This window comes from Arthrobacter sp. RT-1, from assembly GCF_003367205.1.
Classification (GTDB): Bacteria; Actinomycetota; Actinomycetes; order Actinomycetales; family Micrococcaceae; genus Arthrobacter.
Genome location: NZ_QRGQ01000007.1, coordinates 70,153 through 90,814, shown reverse-complemented (window position 1 = coordinate 90,814; position 20,662 = coordinate 70,153). Strand labels below are relative to the sequence as shown.

The 20,662-nt window shown below is 60.9% G+C and carries 14 protein-coding genes and 2 pseudogenes; 8 read left to right on the top strand and 8 right to left on the bottom strand.

Going from position 1 to position 20,662, the window contains the following annotated elements; all coding sequences use genetic code 11:
* Positions 1–472: 472 nt before the first annotated feature.
* The 6 genes and pseudogenes from DXK94_RS07980 to DXK94_RS07955 form a co-directional block, all read right to left on the bottom strand.
* Positions 473–4,288, bottom strand: a complete 3,816-nt coding sequence (locus DXK94_RS07980; protein ID WP_115524566.1) for a DUF4062 domain-containing protein — start codon at positions 4,286–4,288, stop codon at positions 473–475.
* Positions 4,289–5,056: 768 nt separating this feature from the next.
* Positions 5,057–5,530 carry a hypothetical protein gene (locus DXK94_RS07975; RefSeq protein ID WP_115524565.1) on the bottom strand — a complete coding sequence of 158 codons (474 nt, stop codon included), beginning with the start codon at positions 5,528–5,530 and terminating at the stop codon, positions 5,057–5,059.
* A 146-nt stretch (positions 5,531–5,676) separates the two neighbouring features.
* Entirely contained in the window at positions 5,677–6,024 is a 348-nt protein-coding gene (locus DXK94_RS21925) for a carboxypeptidase-like regulatory domain-containing protein (RefSeq protein WP_395928705.1), read from the bottom strand.
* 41 nt (positions 6,025–6,065) lie between these two features.
* Positions 6,066–7,010, bottom strand: coding sequence for a serine protease (locus DXK94_RS07965; RefSeq protein WP_220272964.1), 945 nt, complete (start codon positions 7,008–7,010; stop codon positions 6,066–6,068).
* Positions 7,011–7,263: 253 nt separating this feature from the next.
* Positions 7,264–7,584, bottom strand: coding sequence for a DUF4192 family protein (locus DXK94_RS07960; protein ID WP_258868488.1), 321 nt, complete (start codon positions 7,582–7,584; stop codon positions 7,264–7,266).
* A gap of 328 nt (positions 7,585–7,912) precedes the next feature.
* Positions 7,913–8,646 (bottom strand): annotated as a pseudogene (locus DXK94_RS07955) (IS5 family transposase).
* Positions 8,647–9,411: 765 nt separating this feature from the next.
* On the opposite strand from DXK94_RS07955, the gene DXK94_RS07950 reads away from it, so the two are divergent.
* Together DXK94_RS07950 and DXK94_RS07945 are read left to right on the top strand one after the other, a co-directional pair.
* Entirely contained in the window at positions 9,412–11,250 is a 1,839-nt protein-coding gene (locus tag DXK94_RS07950; RefSeq protein ID WP_115524562.1) for a sensor histidine kinase, read from the top strand.
* Entirely contained in the window at positions 11,247–11,918 is a 672-nt protein-coding gene (locus tag DXK94_RS07945; RefSeq protein ID WP_115524561.1) for a response regulator transcription factor, read from the top strand. Before DXK94_RS07950 ends, DXK94_RS07945 begins: the two co-directional genes overlap by 4 nt.
* Positions 11,919–11,947: 29 nt before the next feature.
* On the opposite strand, the gene DXK94_RS07940 is transcribed toward DXK94_RS07945, so the two are convergent.
* Positions 11,948–12,658 carry a BTAD domain-containing putative transcriptional regulator gene (locus DXK94_RS07940; protein WP_115524560.1) on the bottom strand — a complete coding sequence of 237 codons (711 nt, stop codon included), beginning with the start codon at positions 12,656–12,658 and terminating at the stop codon, positions 11,948–11,950.
* Between the two features lie 730 nt (positions 12,659–13,388).
* Here DXK94_RS07940 and DXK94_RS07935 point away from each other — a divergent pair.
* Together DXK94_RS07935 and DXK94_RS07930 are read left to right on the top strand one after the other, a co-directional pair.
* Entirely contained in the window at positions 13,389–14,723 is a 1,335-nt protein-coding gene (locus tag DXK94_RS07935) for a S8 family serine peptidase (RefSeq protein ID WP_115524559.1), read from the top strand.
* Between the two features lie 38 nt (positions 14,724–14,761).
* A complete protein-coding gene (locus DXK94_RS07930) occupies positions 14,762–14,992 on the top strand; it encodes a ketohydroxyglutarate aldolase (protein WP_115524558.1) in 231 nt (76 codons plus the stop codon).
* A gap of 443 nt (positions 14,993–15,435) precedes the next feature.
* Here the strand turns inward: DXK94_RS07930 and DXK94_RS07925 are convergent, their stop codons facing one another.
* Positions 15,436–15,771: a hypothetical protein gene (locus tag DXK94_RS07925; RefSeq protein WP_181884773.1), complete on the bottom strand. Its 336-nt coding sequence runs from the start codon at positions 15,769–15,771 to the stop codon at positions 15,436–15,438.
* A gap of 268 nt (positions 15,772–16,039) precedes the next feature.
* Here DXK94_RS07925 and DXK94_RS07920 point away from each other — a divergent pair, with 268 nt between their 5' ends.
* The 4 genes and pseudogenes from DXK94_RS07920 to DXK94_RS21630 all read left to right on the top strand — a co-directional run bounded on the left by DXK94_RS07920 (position 16,040) and on the right by DXK94_RS21630 (position 20,652).
* The gene (locus tag DXK94_RS07920; RefSeq protein ID WP_115524556.1) at positions 16,040–16,681 is read left to right on the top strand and encodes a hemopexin repeat-containing protein; all 642 of its coding nucleotides are present in this window, start codon (positions 16,040–16,042) and stop codon (positions 16,679–16,681) included.
* 75 nt (positions 16,682–16,756) lie between these two features.
* Positions 16,757–17,017 (top strand): annotated as a pseudogene (locus DXK94_RS21920) (hypothetical protein); the annotation flags it as partial.
* A 114-nt stretch (positions 17,018–17,131) separates the two neighbouring features.
* Positions 17,132–18,715, top strand: coding sequence for an alpha amylase C-terminal domain-containing protein (locus DXK94_RS07915; protein WP_258868483.1), 1,584 nt, complete (start codon positions 17,132–17,134; stop codon positions 18,713–18,715).
* A gap of 77 nt (positions 18,716–18,792) precedes the next feature.
* Positions 18,793–20,652 (top strand): DNA/RNA non-specific endonuclease, encoded by a 1,860-nt coding sequence (locus tag DXK94_RS21630; protein WP_115524555.1) that lies wholly within the window; start codon positions 18,793–18,795, stop codon positions 20,650–20,652.
* Positions 20,653–20,662 lie beyond the last annotated feature (10 nt).

The window sequence follows — 20,662 nt, the reverse complement described above, 5'->3', positions numbered from 1 at the left end:
AGTAGTGGAGGTTGTGGGGCGGCGTGCGCCCTTGACCATTGTCCGGTAGATGAGGTTATAGAGCCGGCTTTTGAGTGCCCGTCGGGCCTCGCGAGGGGTTGTCCCTTCGCGGATTTTCCTTGTGGAGTATGCCCGATCTGGGCCATCGTGTTGGATCTGGCAGACGGCCATGACGTGGAGGACTGCGTTGCATTTGCGCAGCTGGAGCATGGCACGATGGTCGAACGCAGCAGAGCACGCACTAGCGCAGAGGGCCATTACGGACATGGACAGCCGCTTCCCAACCCGAGGGTAAGCTGTTGAGGCCTTGCGCGGATTTTCAATATGAAGTGTTTCAGGCATTGTGGCGTAGCTGCTACACGCCGACAGCTCACGGCTTCGCTGCAGCGGCCCGTGGCACTGACGGAAGTCAGTCGTCGTCGCCGAACCACTAGGTAGACGTCCCTGGTGGCACCGAGCCACCCAGCGATTACTAGGTATGCAGATTCTGGGGCGCAAGGAGATAGACAGCGCCGGCGCTGTCGCTGGCCAGGATGCGGTTTTCGGATGGGTCGACGGCGAAGGCGGTGAGCGGCGTGCGGCCCACGAAGACCGCCCGCACGCGGCCGTCAGCCCACACCCGCAAGGTGCCGTCCCTGCCCAGCGAGAGAGGCATGTCGTCGTCCAGGAACGAGCAGTCGACGACTGGACCTTCGTGGCCAGTGAGATGCCGCACGTCGTCCGCCGACACTTCGCGCAGGGACCCGTCCTCGCAGGCAACGACGATCCGGGTTCCGCTCGGCGACTCGCAGAAGGCGTGTACAAGGCCGCCACCGCTAGATAGCAGGACGTCCCCCAGACCGGTTCGGAGGTCGAGAACGTGCAGGTCCTCGCCCGAGACGAATAAGACCCGGCTCGCGTCCTGGGAGAAGGAGACCTGCGGCAGGTGAAACTGGTGGGGATCGCAGTCGAAGCGGTATTCGACCTGGCCGCAAACGAGGCGGCCGCGCCGCAATAGCGCAAACTCGCCCTCCCGCGACCGGGCCCAGCGGACGTTCTCTGGGGACCACAGCGAAGCCGGAAGCGCGGGTAAGAGGGAAAGCTGGAACGGGTACATCCGACCGCTGGAAGCCAGGAGCCAGTAGGTCCCGCGGCCGTGAATGGGACTGGACGGATGGGGCGGCGTTCGACGGGCATCTTCCCACCGGACGACCACCCCGGTCAGCGGCGTAGCTGCGTCCCGGCGGAACATGCGGAGCCCGAAGCTGACTTCGCCATCGAGCCAGAGCGGGGTGTCGGAGACCGCACCATCAGCGTCCAGATCCCGCTGGCGGAAGTCGTATTCGAAGCCGCGCTCTGCACCGATCCAGGTACGAGCGGATGGCCCCGCGAACGCACAATAGAGGCCGCGTCCTGCCCGCCCGGTGTCGTCGTCCTCGACCAGGTTGTCGGTTTTCCAAGCCCGGAGTCGGCCGTCAAGCGAGGCAGTGACCAGGATGCCGTCCGCCATGGACAGCGTCTGGATTGTTTTGGCATGGGCGCCGCGTACGTGATGCTGGCGGGTTCGGGCGTCGTAGAGATGCAACGAACCGTCCAACAAGCCGATGAGGAATGTGTCCTCGTCCAGGAAGCGGCAAGCGGTCGCCGCGACAGGATGCTCAAAGTCCTCGACGCTTTCCCATGTCCCGGTGCGCCAGATGCTGCTCTGGCCGAGGGCCGCGACATCGTTTGAGTACCAAAGCTTGCCGCCGGAGCCAAGCAAGAGCGAACCATCCGGGGAGAAGGCGCAGGCCCAGGCGGCGCCTTCGTCGCGGTCCAGGTACAGGGTACGGATAACTTCGCCGGCATCCGGGTCGTACAGGCAGACTTTCGCGCCTTCGCAGGCCAGTGCGACCAGGCCGGTGGGGGCGACAGCGCAGTCACGGACGGTCAGTCCTCCCTCGAAACGGGTCAGTAGCTCCCCGGTCCTGGGGTTGTGGATCATGAGGCCGGAGCGCCCGACCGACAGTAGTCGGCCGTCGGGGAGGAACCGGCACCGCCGTGCAAAATCGGAGAAGCTGCCGACACAAAGCAGCGTCGTGTTGTCGGCCCGGCGATGGACTTGCACCTGGCCCTTAGCGTCCGCGAGCGCGATCAATGCGCCGTCCACGGAGACGTCACAGCTTTCGATGCCGTCTTCCAGCCGAATAGTTTTCTCCAGCTGTCGCCATGTTCGCGTGTCCCAAGAAATCAGGGTGCCGTCGAGGGATGCGGAGAGGAGCTTATTCTCACCCGGGACGAATGCGGCATCGGTAACCTCGCCGGTGTGTCCTTCGAGTGTCGCCAGCAGCCGGTCATCCATCGAGCTGGGCGGGTTGAGTTGCCGCAGCAAGGGTCCCGGCAAGATTTCGGCGGTGTCGTGAACTGATCCGGTGGGAGCCCAGTTGGCGGCCTGCTGGCGAGTGAAACCTGATATCGACGCGTATCGGGAAAGGTGGTGACTTTCGCTTCGGATGAAGCGCTCAAAGTCGGCCAGCGGCTCGAGGGACGTTCGCTGCCGCGCGGCGTCGAAGTCCGCGACGAGCTCGCTAGTCAGGCCGGAGGCGCATGCTGCCTCGATGAAGGCCAGATTGCACAGTACATCACGCAGCCGATCGAACCGGCCCGACTCCATCAGGTGATACGGCAGTTCGGAGAGTTTGCGTCGGCTGGAGAGCGGCAGCCCGTCGAAGTAGCCAGCCAGAAGTCCATGCCAATCGGTATGCGCGTACCTGCTCCGCGCCGCGGCCCGGAAACTGTCGTGCAGGAAATCGTACCGGTCCTTGCGCCGGGCGAGGAAGGGCCGCACTTGCCGAAGGCACACCTGGATCGCATCCTCCACTTCGGACCGCTCGCCCGGCACGATCGAGGCCAGTTCCTCGACCGATAGCCCAGTACGCGCGTGGGCCAGCAACCCGAACACATGCCGCACCATGTCCTGTTGGGACACAGCTGCATACGGGGAATCGGACTCCATCCGGCGCAACGGTTCGTCGAAGGCCGACTGCGGGTTGGCACCGAAACGCGACGTCAGGTGCTCCTTCAGCAACCGGTAATCGCCAAAAACGCGCAACTCCGCCAACACGACTTTCAAGTACAGGGGATTGCCGGCGGAAGGCCTGCGTATCAACCACTCCATCAGCTCCGGCGCCAGCTCCTTGAAGTAGCCGGAAAAATAGTGGTCGACGATCTCGCGCCGTTGGGTAAGGGAGCCGAACGGGGCCAGCTCGTGAAGCACCACGGAGTTCCCAGCGGCCATGCGGTCCCGCAAGTCTCTGCCGCCTGGGGCGTCGGTCGCGTAGCTTACGACTACCTTGAGGCCGGGCGGGAGGGTCCATGGCAGCCAATCGAGATCTGACAGACCACCGTCCAAACGATCAAGGGCATCGAAGACGACGACCCCGCGCACCAGCCCCTGCCAGGTATCGCGCAACCTGGCCGTGTCCTCCGGCTCCCGGCCCGTCGCGGCTCCGACAATCGAAGCCAACAGCGTGGGGACAGTTGTGGATACATCGCTGGCTCCGACGAACCGCGCCAAGACCGTGTCAGAGCGGTGCTCGAGCCACTTCGCGAGGGCAGTCGTCTTTCCGATGCCACCCGGCCCCGTCAGCGCAAACAGACCAGAGTTGTCGCCTTCGACATACGCGTCCAGTGCCTCATAGGTCGCCACCCGCTCGATCGAGGCCTCCCTCGTACGAGCCAGAAACTGCTCCTGTTGGTCGCTCCAGCCAGTGCCGACGCCGGCCACGCGGTCGGGGTATGCCGAGGCGATCGCGCTCTGCAGATCCGCCAGCAACCGGTCTCCGAAATCGAACTCTGTTAGCCGCCCGGTGTCCGGGTTCCAGTGCGCGGAGTACGTCCGCGCTTCTTCCCGGGCGAGGTCCCGGAGATGCTGCATCTCGTTCTCGTGGCCGTTTGCGTACACGAAACGCAGCTCCGCGGGAAGGTCCGCTAAATAGTCCGGATCTCGGAGGTAGAAAATGACCCGCGAACCTTGCTGGAGGGCATGCTCAACCTCAATCGCGGTGACCCGCCCGAAACGTTGGCCGAGAAAGCAGACGAACAGCGGTTGGCAAGCATCGATCGCCTGCAGGCACGAGCCTACGACTTCGACCTCCCTATTGATGCCCCAGCGGAGGTCCACGTCGACGAGGTGCAGGCGACGTTCCTCGCACCACTGGTACAACTTCGGCAGCACGCGCTTGACCAGGTAGTCTCGTTCGCCGTGCATGTCGTCAAACGTGCTTGAGATGAACAGGCCAACCCGCGGCCACGCCGTACTGTCGATCATGCGTCAGCCACTCCCTTCTCAATCTGCGGACCAACCAATTATGGAAAGCAATAAGCGTTCCCTCTTTAGGCCTAGGGGAAGTCTGGGCGGGGTCATCAACTCTCGTGGACGAGGCGCAGGATGGTGGTCCCGGCTACGGTATGCGTTTGGCCAGGCCCCGCTGTTGGTCCTTAAGGGTAGCTGGCCTGAACACGTGTGGATTCCGGTCGACCAGTTCATCGAGCATCTGGTCCGTCAGCGTGGAACAGATCCCGATTGCTTTGGATCATGTCATCGTGAACGTTTCGTGCGAATTCAACGGCCTCTAACTCGGAAGTATCCGCCGACGGTAGATGCGAACTTCGGCGAAAACGAAAAGACATAGGACAACCTCGACACCGTGTGGCCGACTTTTATTCAGCTCATTCATGGCGGTGGTTATTATCCGGCGGTGTTAGCACCGAGCGACACAAGTCGAAAAGAGGAACTCTCTTGGAGTCGGGTGTCTTCCCAATCGTCGGGATTGGCTAGCCGGACCTGCAGGCGTTGGGTTGGGCAAAGATGGAAGTGGGTGTTATGCAACTGTCCATATTCTGGGTCGCTGCGTTTTGCAAGCGTATTGCGTGGCAACCACCGTAGGGCAAAGGGACAGGACTCGCCCCAGCGGCATTATCCGTCCCTCGGGGCTGGCCTTGGCGCTGCCGAGAAACATTAAGCGACGATTCAGATTGCCGTCCTCCGTGTCATCAAGCCTGGTGCAGTGCGCTCTTGGTCAACCTTCCTATCTCATCAGTCAGTCGAAGGTGATTTAGCTTCCATCGCACGGAGCTCTTTGAGCAGATCCTGGGCGTAGAAGCCGAAACCTCGATCGGTCATTGCTGCCAGCTGTTCGAGGTTGGCTTTGAGCGCGGCTTGGGAATACCCAGACTTGGCACCAGCGGCGAAGAATTCTTTCCACAATGCTGAGAATTCTTTAGGTGCCAGGCGGTTACAGATATACCACTCATCCCAAACATGATACCAATAGGCTTGGCGGGAGAGCTTGAATTCGATATTGTCGGGCTTCACCTCCTCAATAGGTCCGAGATCTCGATATATTTCGATAAAGCGGGATCGCAATTGTAGGTACGTCTGCACTTTCAGAGCCTCGCGAGACCGCCTGTCGCTCCGGACTGCCACTGCTAGTGCCAGCAGCGCTATGACCGTGGATGCGACGCCCGTGACCACTTGCGCCACCTGCGCCATCTGCTCTGCGGCATCCATAAGGGACTCCTTCCGGCGGTCTAACTGACCGGGCTATTAGGCGTCACCGAAATTTCAGGATTGGCCATAAAATCGAGGAGGTCAAGGATTCATCTCTCTTCATGGCCAGCAGATCGGCGGTTGGCAAGCAGGCGTCGTTTGGCGGTTCAAGAGGGAGCCTCCAACCGGAACTCGATAGCCGCCGCTGGCGGGACGGAAACGGAGATCTGCGTTGGCAGATAGTCATCTGCAGTGCACCCGATCGTGTATTGTCCGGGTTCAGGGGCAGTGAGAGTGAACTTGCCGTCTGATCCGCTCAACGCCGCGATATCGGGAAGTGAGCCCGGGCCCTCGACAAAATACACGCGGGCGTTTGCCACCGGCATCCCCGGGGTGTTCCAAACGACTCCGCTTATTATCAAAGGTGGGGTCACGAGGTCATCCTTCGTCGCCGGTGGAGGGCTGCACGCTTGCAGCAGCCAGATTGCCGAGGCGACGGCGGCGCATGCAGCCATCCTCCACCAAGTGTCTCCCATCCGCCGTGGAAGCGAAGTGCTCATTTCTTCCAGTTGAGTAAGTTGTTGTAAACGGGAGAAACAATACGCGTTCCCGAGTTCGTGATTGCACCCCCATAAGCGTGGATTGCGACGGCGTATCGCTGACCGTTGATAATTCGGTAGACTGCGCTTCCGCTCTGGCCCCCCGCTGTGTCTACATCATAGAAGACTTTCCGGCTGTTCACGGAAGCGATGCGTCGGCTTGCGTACCATTGCGTCCCACTGGGTTTGTCCCCTGGGTAGCCGGAGATATTGGCGGTGGACGACTGCAGGTCTGAATCGGAGTACACGCCAAAGCCAAACCAGCCCACTGTGTTTCCCAACTCAGAGTTTAGAAGGATTGCCCCGTAGTCGTAGTTTTCGTCCCCATTGTTTATCCAGCCACTAACTGATCGGAAGCTCCGGCTGATGACGGTTCCGTAGGGGAGCGTACTGCCGTTGCGGCCCGGCATGACAGTAATGCTTTTTACCCATCCGTCCCGCCCCGGTACACCGCTGTTCTTGATATAGACGACATGGCCAGCGGTGATCAAGGTGTGCGGGCCGTTAAACCAACCCGTTCCTATCCACATTGAGTTGTCTGCCGCCGTAATGAGAAGGGACGCGTGGACGCGCCATGGATACACCGAGGTGGTAGTAATCTGCACCCGATCGTCCGGGCCATGCACGGTTTCTGCCAAGGGGGGCGGTGTCCCAAAGGAGGCTTCCCCGATGTCGTGCAAATTTGACGTATCGGGTACGTTCCACTCGATGTCTACACTCGCCAACTCTGCCCGCCGGGCGACTCCATCGACAGTTTCTGCACCGTCTGCTGTCATCGCAGGCGTGCCCGAAGCGCTTCCCTCTTCCGGTGGCTCGCTCACTGGTTCGCCAACTTCGGTGCGGCGCTCGTCTTCGTCTTCATTGGAAACAGCTGTGTGTCCATTAGTTAGTTCGGTCATCATGCACCATCCGGTCATTTAGTGGTCTTTTCGAGTTGAAGACGAAACGTTCTTGTCTGTCTTCGGGTGCAGCCTATTGGCCTCCGCGTTACGGCGGCGTTACTGGATAAGGCCAGGCTTCGCGCTGTTGAACGCCCAAATGTTGATCCCCTGAGGAGTCCACTTTTAGGCAAAGGCTATTTCTTATCCGGAGTTCGCTTTGAGGCCGGCTATTGTTGTAGAAGTTTGGGCAATGCACAAAAGGCGGCGTTTTTGTTCATGTTCCAGCCCGGCCACGATGGTCGACCCGACCATCGTGGTCGCTGAAGCGCGCGAGACGGTAAGCGGGGTCGCTGTCGAGTGCGAGTTCCAGGAACTGGTGTGCCTTGCTGCCCGTGCCTTCCCACCAGTTGATGTAGCCGAAGGACGTGAGGACGGGTGCTGCATGTTCTGCGCTGGTGCGGGTGTAGGCGTGCAGGAGCAGTTTTTGTGCCAATTCGATGCGGGACCACTTGGGGACGTGTTCGATTTGGGCGAACCGGAGGTGTTGCGTGGGTTCGTCCACTCCTAGGAGGTCGGGGATGACTCTGTCGCGGATGGCCGTAAACTGCAGGCTGGCCGCGAGCGCATGGCACTGGTCGTCGCTCGGGAAGGGTCTTCGAATCGAGCCTGCCTCCCTGCGTTTCCGGCTTGCTCAAGCGCAGTGCCGGTCGTTTGGGAGCTAATGGTTTCCATGTGGTGCCTGACTGCGGCGGCTTTGGGTGCTTCCTGGCTGGTGCTGGGGAGCTCGACGCGGTCGGTGGGTCGATGAAGCTGCCACGGTAGATGAATGCGGCATTGATGGCGATGGTCTGGGTGGAATCGGCGGGCAGGGCGAGGCTGCTGCCGGGTTCGCCGTAGTAGGGAGATCGTTTAGGCCGTGTCCGTTAATTGTGGACTCGGTGGAATGTGACCCTCGCGGTGAGTAGTACTCCGCCGAGGAACGTGGTGGCGTATTTGTCGTAGCGGGTTGCGATGCCGCGCCAGTGCTTGAGGCGGTTGAATCCGCGTTCGACGCTATTGCGTTCTTCATAGAGCGCCGGACCGAAGGCCGGTGGCCGGCCACCGGCGGAGCCTTTGGCCTTGCGCCGTTCGATCTGGTCTGGCGTTCGGGGATGGTGTGCTTGATCCGGCGGGAGAGCAGTTCGGTGCGCGTAGAGGGATGCGAATAGGCCTTATCGGCGAGCAGGCGGAACGGCTTGGCGTCCGGTCCTTATGGGCTTCAAGCAGCGGTAATAGTTGCGGATTATCTCCCGCCTGGCCGGGAGTGAGCAGCAGGTGACCGGTGCGCAGGCCCGGTCAGTGAGGCGTTGTCAGCCCGCCGCGGGAGCGTCCAATGGCGTGATCAGAAGGCTCACTGGGCAGAAACTTGTAAGCCGCAAAACATCCGCTCATACGATCCATCGGCAGACCACCGCCGATGCCGCTCCCACACCGATTGCCAGGCACCGAAAACAGCCGGCAGGTCCCGCCACGGTGAGCCGGTGCGGAACCGTCAACAAATGCCCTCCAGCGTCAATCGGTGATCATTCCACGGCCTGCCTGGACGGCTCTGTGCAGTCGGAAGGACAGGCTCGATGACCATCCACAACTCATCTGAAATCACATTCGAGCGAACCATCCATCCAGCTTTGAACATCTCAAGCCAAACAATTAGCAGACACGCCCTAGTTGCCGACCAAGAGTGCGCAAGCCTTCCGAGAGAGGCGGCCGTAAGCAAACCGGTTTTGAATAGACTGCAGCTGCTATTGGAAGAGCCCTGGTCATTGCATTGCCATCCTAGAGAGCGACGCGCACCCCTACTCGCTCCTGGTAGATCTGGTTAAGGGCTCTGAGGATTGTAGGGGCGGCTCCGCGGCGACTTCAATGCTGCGCTGTTCGCCGTCTTTGATGAGCAACAGCTTACTGGCGATGTCGTGGAGACAGAGGTCCATAGCGCTGGTCTGGGTGGAAATGAAACACAGGGCGAAGCTGGTGCCCGGTTCGCAGTCAAAGCGGAAAAGGTTTCGTCTCCACAGAAAGCCTGTCCCGGATGGTGACACCTGTTAGGCGATCACCCCGATAGATGCGGTGATGGTCGGGCTGGGATATAGCCCGTGCGTGCTGACTGCTGGTTCCCATGGTGAAGGCGGCGAAGAGATGGAGGCGGCGACCGGTCACGGGTCAGGTAATGGGTGACGGAGTGTGAGTGGGCAACTTCTAGTCGGGATTGGCGGTGAGATCCTCTCGCGGCACCGATACTGTTGTCGTTCAAGGTGATTCCGACCAGGTATTCGCAACAGGGCGGGTGTTGACACGGTCTCCGGTGCAGTAACGCATGGATAACGCGCGACGCTGTCTACTTGAATCAAATTGTGCAGGCGCAAGCCGGGGGGACGGATTCTGTATGACTTTCCGGCAGTTCTGGGGTGTACTGGCCGCAACGGCTGCACTTGTGGCTTTGGTGCTGGTCAATGTCGACTGGTCTCCGGCCGCCGTGTCTGACCCTGCACGCACCTTGTTTTTGAACGCCCAGGGGGTTCTGCGCTGGAGCCAGAATCCCGACCGGACGCCATTTTCAGTTCTGGAACTCGTATTATTCCTGGCCGTCGGCCTGGCGTTCGTCGCAGCGGGAATCACTGCATGGCACAGCAGGCCCAACCGGAATCCAGGCCTGCTGCTCGTGGTGTCGGGATGGATGTGGCTGGCGGCCGGCCTGCGGCTGTCGAGCCATCCACTGGCCTTCACCCTCGGGGTGACACTGACTTTGATGTACCAGCCGCCGTTGCTGCAGTTGGCCCTGTGCTTTCCCGGGGGCGTACTGCGCAGCAAGTGGGAGAGACGGTTCGTGACGTTTTTCTTTGCTTCCTGGCTGTTCATTGCGATCGCCGGGTGGGCGTTCTTCGACCCACGGCAACAGATTCCCGGGCATGCCTCAAGTTCGCAGAATCTGTTCCTGCTGTGGAACAGTCCGGAGATCACCAACAGGATCGGCAATACGGCGAGGGTATTCCAAATCTGCGTAGGCATTGCGGTGGTGGCCGTCCTGGTAGCACGGTGGCGTTCGGGGACAGCGGCCTACCGAGCCGCATTCCTGCCACTATGGCTGGCCGTCATCCTGAAAACCGCTGCAACCATCTGGGTTTCCCTGGCGGTCGTGCAGCTATCGGGGACCCTCACGACGGCAGCGCTGTTGTGGCAGTATCCCGCGACGGCGGTCGTGCCCTTTGCGGTGTTGTTCGGACTATGGCGCTACCGCTTTGCCCGCGGCACCCTCGGCGAGGTCATGGTCGAAATCGGCGCGGCACCTGTGAGCGACAGGCTGATCCGCGTCCTGCGCCGCTCCGTTCACGACCCCACACTGGCACTGTGGCGTTGGTCCGCCGAAGCCGAGCAGTTCATCGACGACGACGGGCGGCCTCAGGCCCTGCCCAACGACACATCTGGGAGGGCTGCAATTGTCCTCGAACGCGGCGGTACGCCCTTCGGCGCTCTGGTCTTTGACGAGACGCTCAAGGACCAACCGGAACTCCTCGCCGCCCTAAGCAGCGCAACCGCACTCACCCTCGAAAACCAGCATATGGAGCAGCAGCTGCGTGAACAGCTGATCGAGGTCAGACGCTCCCGGCAACGCATTGTCACGGCTGGGGACGACCGCCGGCGGCAGTTGGAGAGGGACTTGCACGACGGCGCCCAGCAGCGGCTCGTGGCAGTCGCCATGGCACTGGCCAGGGCACGGCGGGCGCAGGATTCGAAAGACATGCGCTTCCTCGTGGAGCAGGCGGGCGAGGACCTGAACGAGGCCGTGGCCGAGCTCCGTGAGTTGGCACATGGCGTGTACCCGCCCTCCTTGCGCGAGCGCGGCCTCCTCGCGTCTGTGACCGCACTTGCTGAACGCACGGCGTTGCCCATCCAAGTCAAGGCCGATCTTCCCCTTCGGCCACCACCCACGGTGGAGCTGGCCGCCTATTTCATCTGCGCCGAAGCGGTCACCAACGCCGTCAAGCACGCGGCCGCCACTTCCATGGCCATTTCCCTGACAAGCACCACGAAGGAACTCTGCATGACTATTACCGATGACGGGCGGGGCGGGGCCGACTTTGGACCGGACGGAGGCCTGCTCGGCCTGACCGACCGCGCGGAAGCTTTGGGTGGCGTCCTGACCGTTACCAGCCCACCTGGCCGGGGAACCACGATCACCGCGGTCCTACCCTTCGTCAATGACGCCGAGCGGTCCCTGCCATGATCCTCCGTGTAGTGATCGCTGATGATTCGGCCCTGTTGCGACGGGGACTGGCGGTGCTGCTCGCCTCCGAAGGCCTCGACGTCGTCGGGGAGGCCTCGGAAGCACAAGGCCTGCTCGACCTGGTAGCAACCCACCGACCTGACGTGGCGGTGGTGGACATTCGCATGCCGCCGTCGTACACCCTTGAGGGCATCCGGGCGGCCGAACAGATCCGCCGCGACTACCCGGAAACCGGTGTGTTGCTGCTTTCCCAGTACATCGAAACGGACAACGCCATGGCCCTTTTGAGCAACGGGGCCCGCAGCCTTGGATACCTGTTGAAGGAACGCGTGTCGGACGTGGACGACTTCCTGGACGCGCTGCAGCGGGTTGCCACCGGAGGAACGGCCATCGACCCAGACCTAGTCACCCGGATGGTCTCCCGGCCCCGGACGGTAGACCGCTACAGTCAGGATTTATCCAGTCGGGAGAAGGATGTACTGGCGCTTATGTCCGAGGGCCGCACCAACACCGGAATAGCCTCGGCATTGTCTATGGGCGAGCGTACCGTCGAGGCGCATGTCCGCAACATCTTCCTCAAGTTCGGACTTCACCCCGAGCCAGAGGACCACCGGCGGGTGCTGGCCGTTCTGACTTACCTGCGCGCCGGACACGATCCCCGGCCCTGAGCGGGGACCGGCGCAGGGGGACCTCGTTGTCAGGATGCACTGAGCGCCGAAACGCGCGCCTGCAGCTCCGATCGCATTAACTGGCCTAACTGGAAGCCGGGTTCCTGGCCGAACGTGTCCTGGCAGAGACTACGGAACCGGCGATACGAACGTTGGGCCCCGTTGATGTTGCCGGCAGCGAGTTCTGCCCGGACCAGCAGAATCATCGAGCTTTCGCGCAGAGGTTCGAGGTTAGCTGCGGCCATCGCCGCTGTTTCGGCCGTTTCGGCATCGCCTGCAGCGAGCGCCCGCTCCGCTGCTCTGTCCAATGCGATAACCCGCAGGTGCCGGAAACGCTCCTGTTCGTCGATGACCCAGTCCTCATACCATCCGGGCAGCAGTTCTCCGGTCCGCAAGTCCTCGAGCGGAACAGGCTCCCCCTGTGCGAATGAAAGGGAGTGCTGCAGGATGTGGAAATCAACGGCCACTGCTGGGCCCAGGGTCAGCGGATCCTCTACGTCCCGCAGCAATCCCGGGAGCTCGTGTGCCACATGCCACAGTGCCACCCGCATGCTGGCTGCCGCCTGGCGGTCGTCGCTGTCTGGCCAGAGCAGCCCCGCAATGGCCATTCGGGGTCGTGGCCCAAGGAGGGCCAACGCGGTGATCAGGCGGCGTTGCCGGCTCCCAACGCGCACCGGTTGGCCGAGGCGCCGTAACTGCCAACAGCCCAAAAGATTCAAAGTCCACGTAGTTTCAGTCATTGCCAGACCCTTTGTGCCCTTGTGGTGAATGTGTCCTTCCAGTCTCCTTCTGGGGCGAAGAACCCGCTTCCGTGCTGTCACTTAATGCCAGCAGCCAGGCCCCGTCCACAGCAATCAGTCCGCAGGCCGCTTCAGCGAGGCGCAAATGGCTGCACGGATTATGCGGGACCATCTCGGCGGACTCCGGATGGTGGCTCACCCTGGCGGCCATTACAGAATGTTCGCGGTCGGACCGGCTCCCAGCCTAGTGCAGATGATCACGTAGGCGACAAATCGCCCAGTTCCGGAGAGACCGGCCGCAGAATGCCGCGCATTTAGGGCGCGCATGCGACGTGTTACCGGCTGGTCTGGGACCCTGGCCTTATACCGCGTACTCTAGCTTGTCGCATCCTGAGCAGTCGATTAAGGGCGGACTTCACCCACACGCATCTGTCTATTCCGCTACGGGGAACTCGTAGGCTGCTCGGCGCGCCCAGTGGTTTGCTGGCTATCGAGTACGAAACCTGGTGCCCGTGGGGCAAGCCGGACAATGCATGCCGGTCCACTTCGGCGGTTTAAGGGTACCTGCGGCGGGGAAACCGATGGATTCATTTCGCCCGCTCAACAGCATCTGGGCCGGTAACGGGCGCAGTAACGCGCCAATAACGCAGGCCGTTCACTGTAGATGCAACACTGCTGCACGAAAACTTATTTGGGGCGGTGTGCCATGCAATACCAAAGGAGAATCGACATGATTGGCCCGGATTCAACTTCAATTTTCAATAACCCGCCTGGTGTCCCACCGAACGCTGATTATTCTGGGGCGGAGACGACTGGCCGGTTTGTGGTGGTCTTTGCCCAGGACGAAAGCAATCCTTCGTCAGTACTGGAATCAGTGGGACTGTCCAACGTCGCGGACTCGCGTGATTTCGGAGATCGTGAGGTGGATGTATCGGAGACCAGCAGTGCGGATGCTACGTTCTTTAGCTCCCTCGGCATTGCGGTCGTTTCGGCGGAGCCGGAGCAAATCGGGTCCCTACAGACATCGCAGGGAGTACAGGGGGCGGTATTGTCTGTGTCTCCGGAATTGGTCCACCACGTCCTGACATCGGCCCCCAGCGAGTACGTGAGAGGCTTCCGCGATGCCGTGACACATCTGGATACTCATCTCTTCACAGGAAACGGACAGGGCAGCGGCACGGAGCTTGCGGCAGCCCCGACGGTGCCGATCTTCCAAGACACGAAGCAATTTACGTGGGGGCTGCAGGCGGTGCAAGCCAACTCGTCTCAGTATTCGGGGCGGGGGGTTAAGGTTGCCGTCCTGGATACCGGTTTCGACGCGAACCACCCGGACTTTGCTGGCCGCAACATCACGACTCGTTCGTTCATTCAGGGGGAGTCTCCCCAGGACGGACATGGGCACGGCACCCATTGCATCGGAACCTCCTGCGGCCCCAAGACCCAGTCCATGGGACCCCGTTACGGTGTCGCCTACGAAGCGGACATTTTCTCTGGCAAGGTACTCAGCAACGCGGGCTCAGGCAGCGATGCCGGAATCTTGGCCGGTATAGATTGGGCGGTTTCCAACAAGTGCGCGATTATTTCCATGTCCCTGGGAGCCAACGTCCCGCAGGTTCACCCGCCCTACGTGGCCGCAGGTAAGCGTGCACTGGATGCGGGATCTTTGATCATCGCCGCCGCCGGGAACAACGCGCGCCGTCTCCAGAGCAATTTCGGTTTCGTTGGCGCGCCCGCGAACAGCCCATTCATCATGGCCGTTGGCGCCCTCGATCATCAACTGGACGTGACGTTCTTCTCTGCCCGTAGCCTGGCTGTCAGGGGGGGGCAAGTCGATATCGCCGGCCCGGGCTGGCAAGTCTATTCGTCCTGGCCTATGCCTACCCGATACAACAGCATAAGCGGCACGAGCATGGCCACTCCTCATGTCGCAGGTGTAGCGGCCCTGTGGGCGCACGCCACTGGCTTCCGCGGACGGGAGCTTTGGTCCGTGCTGGTCCAGGAAAGCGACAGGCTGACTGCACCGTCCGTGGACGTCGGCTCCGGCCTGGTCATCGCACCGCAGTAGGTCTTTGCCTACAACAACGGTGAGAGTAGCTTGAGGCAATGGTAAATATTAATGTGACGGTCGATTCCGAGCACCTGTCCGCCATAGGTGAGGTCGCCGAGGCACTGCGCTTGCGGGGCATGGAGGTAGAGCAGGTGCTGGAGAGCGGATTCATCACTGGGTCTGTTCCCAACGACAGCCGTCCGGAACTGGAAACCGTTGACGGGGTCGAGTCTGTGAGCGAGGACCTGAGCTACCAACTACCGCCCCCCGACGACGACATTCAGTAGCGCCTCTTGGTCTGTGCGCATTTTCAGAGTGCGCACGGACCAAGCCCGCCTACCCAACCCGGTTCGGGGTCTGTAACGCGGGGGAACGCCGTTGCCCGGCCACCAATACACTCGCCGCGGCCCTGAAGCCACCGCGCCTACCGTAGAAAGTGAGTAGGGCAGCATGAATACGAGTCAGGACCCGCTTCTGGACTTCGGTCTGACACCGGCGGAGCTCCAACTGTGGTAGGACCTTGCTAAAGTCGCTGGCCGGATGATGGAGTTGCCGGTTCAGCATCCCATGGAACGCCAAGAGACAGCTACGGAGTTCCATGTGTTACAGAACCGGCTTTTGGCCCGGCCGGGTATCCGAGCCCAGCAGAGAGACGCCGCACCATAAGGTCGGCAGCGGGCAGAGTTTGGGTGTGCGGTTCTGCGGTGCGGAGAACCGCACACTCTTGTTATTAGGTTTGGGAGCCAGCAGCGTCGAATTCCTGCTGCTGTTCTTCTTGAGCTTCTTCTGCCGCGATCCCGCTTGTGCCTGCTTTGGTCAGGTACCAGCACCCGTTGCTTCCAGTGAACGTTGACATAGCTCCTGACCCCACGTGTCCGTTTAGCGTGCCTCCGTACTTCGCGGGCCCCCCATCAAAACCCAGTAGCAGCGTGCCGTCCTGCTGGACCCACTTGCCCGCCAAACCTCCGGAGAATGTTCCGTTGGCATTGAACGTGACGTTGAGCTGGCCGTACGAACCCGTGCAGCCCCAGCTGTAGTGCAGTGTCCAACTTCCCGAGACAGCCATGTCCTGTTCCTTCCTTTTGCCCGCGTCCGGCAAGGCGGCGGTAAGCATGTTCTTCGTACAGACAGCAACCTAAAGTGCAGCCGTTACGGCAGCGTTACTGGCTGAGGCAATCGGCAGCCCAGGACGCGAACGGCAAAACCGCAGGCCCTCGGCTACGCCGGCGGTAACGCAGTAGTAACGCTTCGGGAGGTCTACTTCAGGGTTAGAGGCGTCCGTGATACCTCCCAAAGTTTTGGAGCCCGACCGTCAGAGTAAAGAGGAGAATGTGATGAGCATCGATGCAGCATTGTTTTCAGGGTCGAGGTGCTACTTCTTCAAGGGAAACCAGTACGTGCGGTTAAGCAGAGGCGACACCGGCCCCGGAACAGTCGATCCCGGATACCCCGCGCACATCTCGAACTGGGGATGGCCCGCCGGGTTTGGAGCTAACGGGATTGACGCCGCTCTGTACTCAGGGTCGAGGTGTTACTTCTTCAAGGGAAACCAGTATGTGCGGGTAAGTAGAGGCGACACCGGTCCCGGAACAGTCGATCCCGGATACCCCGCGCACATCTCGAACTGGGGATGGCCCGCCGGATTTGGAGCTAACGGGATTGACGCCGCTCTGTACTCAGGGTCGAGGTGTTACTTCTTCAAGGGAAACCAGTACGTGCGGATAAGTAGAGGCGACACCGGCCCCGGAACAGTCGATCCCGGATACCCCGCGCACATCTCGAACTGGGGATGGCCCGCCGGATTTGGAGCTAACGGGATTGACGCCGCTCTGTACTCAGGGTCGAGGTGTTACTTCTTCAAGGGAAACCAGTACGTGCGGATAAGTAGAGGCGACACCGGTCCCGGAACAGTCGATCCCGGATACCCCGCGCACATCTCGAACTGGGGATGGCCCGCCGGATTTGGTTCTTCCTAAGGAGAGGAACAGAACCTTAAGGGTCAGCATCACAACGGCATCGCTGTGTGCCTGTCCATATGTTGGGAGTTGTTGATGGCCGCGTCGCAGGAGCACATTTCTAACACCACGCCAATGGGCGGTCGGCTTACAGCTGATGGTGCCACGTTCCGAGTATGGGCCCCTGGAGCCCAACACGTCTACGTGTCGATGGGCGGGGCGGACGACTACACGCCCCGCGCCGAGGACGAACTGGTAAAGGTCGTGGAAACCGGGCACTGGACCGGGTTCTTTCCCGGAGTTCTGGACGGTACGAGATATCGGTTTTACCTGGCAGGACCGGGAGGACGCGGTTTGAGGCGGGATCCCCGGGCGCGAGAGCTGGAGCTCTTTGAGTATCCGCCACGGTGCGACAGCATTGTCAGAGCAGTGGACAGTTACCCCTGGCATGATCGTGATTACAGGACCCCAGTGATCAACGACCTGATCGTCTACCAATTCCATGTAGGAGTCTTTTCCGCACTGGACCAAGCCGGCCGTGACATCCGCCCCTACCGGGTGGCGAAGTTCCTGGATGCACTGGAACGCATTGAATACTTGGCGGACCTCGGGGTTACCGCCATTCAACCGTTGCCCTTGGTGGAGTTCCAAGGAGAATGGAGCCTAGGCTACAACGGGACCGATATCTATTCTCCGGAGATGGACTACTGCATCGGCCCGGCGGACATCGCGCCATACTTGGCACGGCTGAACGCACTTCTGGCAAAAAAGGGGTTTCCGCCTCTCGGCCCGGACGATGTGGGTGGCCAGGTCGAGCAGCTGAAGGCCTTCATTGATGTCTGCCACCTGTACGGGATTGCAGTCATTCCAGACGTCGTCTACAACCATGCCGGCGGAGGATTCGACGGCCAAAGCATCGACCACTTTGACTTCCCCGCTTCGCCGAATAATCAGAACAACCTCTATTTCTCCGGCACGGGTTATGCCGGGGGAAGGGTCTTCGCCTTTGACCGCCCCGAGGTCCGGCAGTTCCTCATCGACAATGCCTCCATGTTTCTGCAGGAGTATCACGCCGACGGGCTGCGTTTTGACGAGGTCAGCGTCATCGAAAATTATGGCGGCTGGTCGCTGTGCCAGGACATGACGCAGACTCTTCACTTCCTCAAACCATCAGCCGTGCTCATCGCAGAGTACTGGAACAACCCACGGGAGCATGCCATCCGGCAACCGCCCCACGGCATGGGGTTTGACCTGAGCTACGCCGACGGGATACGGAACACCGTGCGCGGTGCTCTGGCTGAGGCGAGGGCAGGAGCTGACGCTCAGGTGGACCTCGTGCCGCTTCACCATGCCCTGGGACAAAATCCTCAGAACACACCGCCAACAAGGATGTACAACTGTCTTGAGAACCATGACCTGGTCCTGGACGGGGACGGGGACCACCGCTGGCCGCGCATCCCTTTGCTGGCAGATGCCACGGATTCACGATCCTGGTACGCGCGCAGCCGCTCGCGGGTAGTCACGGGAATACTCCTCACCGCCCCCGGGGTCCCGATGCTGTTTATGGGGCAGGAGTTTTTGGAGGACCGGCTCTGGTCCGACAACCCCACCAGGGCGGACCGCTTTATCGATTGGGCGGCAATGGTCACCGACCCGACCCGGGCCGACTTCCATCGCTGCACCAAAGACCTCATCTCGTTGCGGCGGAGCCAGCCGGCTCTTCGCGGGGGCGCAACGAACTCGTATCACGTGGATACCCTAAACCGGGTGCTTGCATTCCACAGGTGGGTTCCGGGGCAGGGACGGGACCTTGTAATTGTAATCAGCCTGTCCGAATCAACCCACACCGCCTACTCTCTCGGGTTTCCTGCGACAGGTCAGTGGCAGGAACTCTTCAACAGCGATTACTACGATCATTTCCCCAACCCGTGGGTCCAGGGCAACCACGGAAGAACCATTGCGTACCCGACACCGATGCACGGACTGCCGGCCTCGGCGGAAATTACTATCCCAGCCAACACGATCCTCATTTTCGCCCAGCCACCAAGTGAGTGACTTTTCACGCTAGGTCAACAGGGGACAAGAAAACAGCAAATATCAGTCCGGAAAGAACCAGATGGGAAGGCAACAATATGAACACCACGAGCCGATCTACAGAACAAACAGAGCCCGATGACGAGCAACTGTTGGCTTCGCTGCGACAATTCATCAGGACCCAAGGCTCCGGCTTTCTCGAGGACCCCAACATCTCATCAATTGGTGTGGGTCGAAAGATTGTTGACGGCGAACCGACAGGAGAGATTTCCATCCAATTCACCGTCGACCAGAAGGCAGAACCTGAGGCCTTGGAATCCCTTAACACCGCTCTGATTCCGGAGGCGATCGTCGTCGAGGGGGTCCCCGTACCCACCGATGTCATTGAACGTACCTACCGTCCTTCGTTCAGAGCGGTGCCAGAAGCCGAGGCGCCGATGGCAAAAGTCCGCCTAGACCCCGTTATGCCTGGAGTCAGCGTCGGTCACATCCGGGTCAGCGCAGGCACCATCGGTTGCATCGTGTACGACAGACGCGACGGGACACCGCTGATTCTCAGCAACTGGCATGTGCTGCACGGACCCACCGGCGTACTCGGTGACACAATCGTCCAACCGGGCCCGCACGACGATAACCGGGTTGAGACCAACAGGCTCGGCCGGCTGAGCCGCTCTCATCTGGGAGTCGCCGGAGACTGCGCTGTAGCAACCATCGAAGGTCGTAAGTTCACCACGGCAATCCATGATCTCGACGTGACTCCGGATGGCCTGGGCGAACCGGAAATAGGTGACAAGGTGGTCAAAAGCGGCCGCACAACAGGTGTAACCCACGGAATCGTGCGCCGTGTGGACGTGATCGCCAAACTCAACTACGGCGCGGCAGGGACTCATGCCATCGGCGGCTTCGAGATTGCCCCGGACCCGGAGCATCCTCCGGTCGATGGGGAGATTAGCCGCGGAGGAGATTCTGGGGCGGCATGGATGTTCAAAACCCGCACGGGCGAGATCACACATGTCCTTGCCGGCCTCCATTTCGGCGGGGAAGCAGGGAACAGCCCAGACGAGCACGCGTTGGCCTGCCTACCCCAATCAGTGTTCGAAAAGTTGGAAATCACCCTGCAACCCCCCGTACCTGAAGAGGCGGCCGAGGATGTGCCCAAAGGCTTCTCCACAGACTTTCTCGCCCATCACATAGACCTGCCGACACTCACCGCGGCGCTGGATCCCGACGCAGTCCGCATCAACGGCTCCGAGGCAATCCCGTACACTCACTTTTCGCTTTCCCTCAGCAAGTCGAGGCGGTTCGCCCGTTGGGTAGCGTGGAACATCGACGGCGCCAGCCTAAAAAAACTCAGCCGGAACGGCATCGACTTCATCAAGGATCCCCGTATCCCCGGCATCTTCCAGACCGGTGACGAGCTCTACCGCGGCAACCGCCTGGACCGCGGGCATCTTGCCCGACGAGCCGATCTAGTCTGGGGCCCTCTGGCCGAGGCCGACCGCGCAAACCGGGACTCGTTCTACTTCACCAATATCACCCCTCAAATGGACGACTTCAACCAAAGCAGCAAGAACGGCGTCTGGGGACGGATTGAGGACGCCGTATTTGCTGACGTAGACGTAGACGACCTGAGAGTCAGCGCGTTCGGCGGACCGGTTTTCCAGGACGATGACCGCGCCTACCGGGGAACACCTATACCGCGCGAGTACTGGAAGATTATCGCTTTCCTTGAACAGGGGCAGCTAAAGAGCAGGGCCTTCCTGTTGACCCAGAATCTCAACCAGATCGAAGCGCTGGAACTTGATGAATTCCGTGTCTTCCAAGTCGCCATCACCGAAATCCAGGAACGCACAAGCCTGAACTTCGCGGACAAGTTGCGTGACGCTGACACGTTCACGGTCCCCGAAACGATTGGGGACCGGCCACCACTCGAGGATCTGTCTGACATCCAGTGGTGAGCTTCGATGC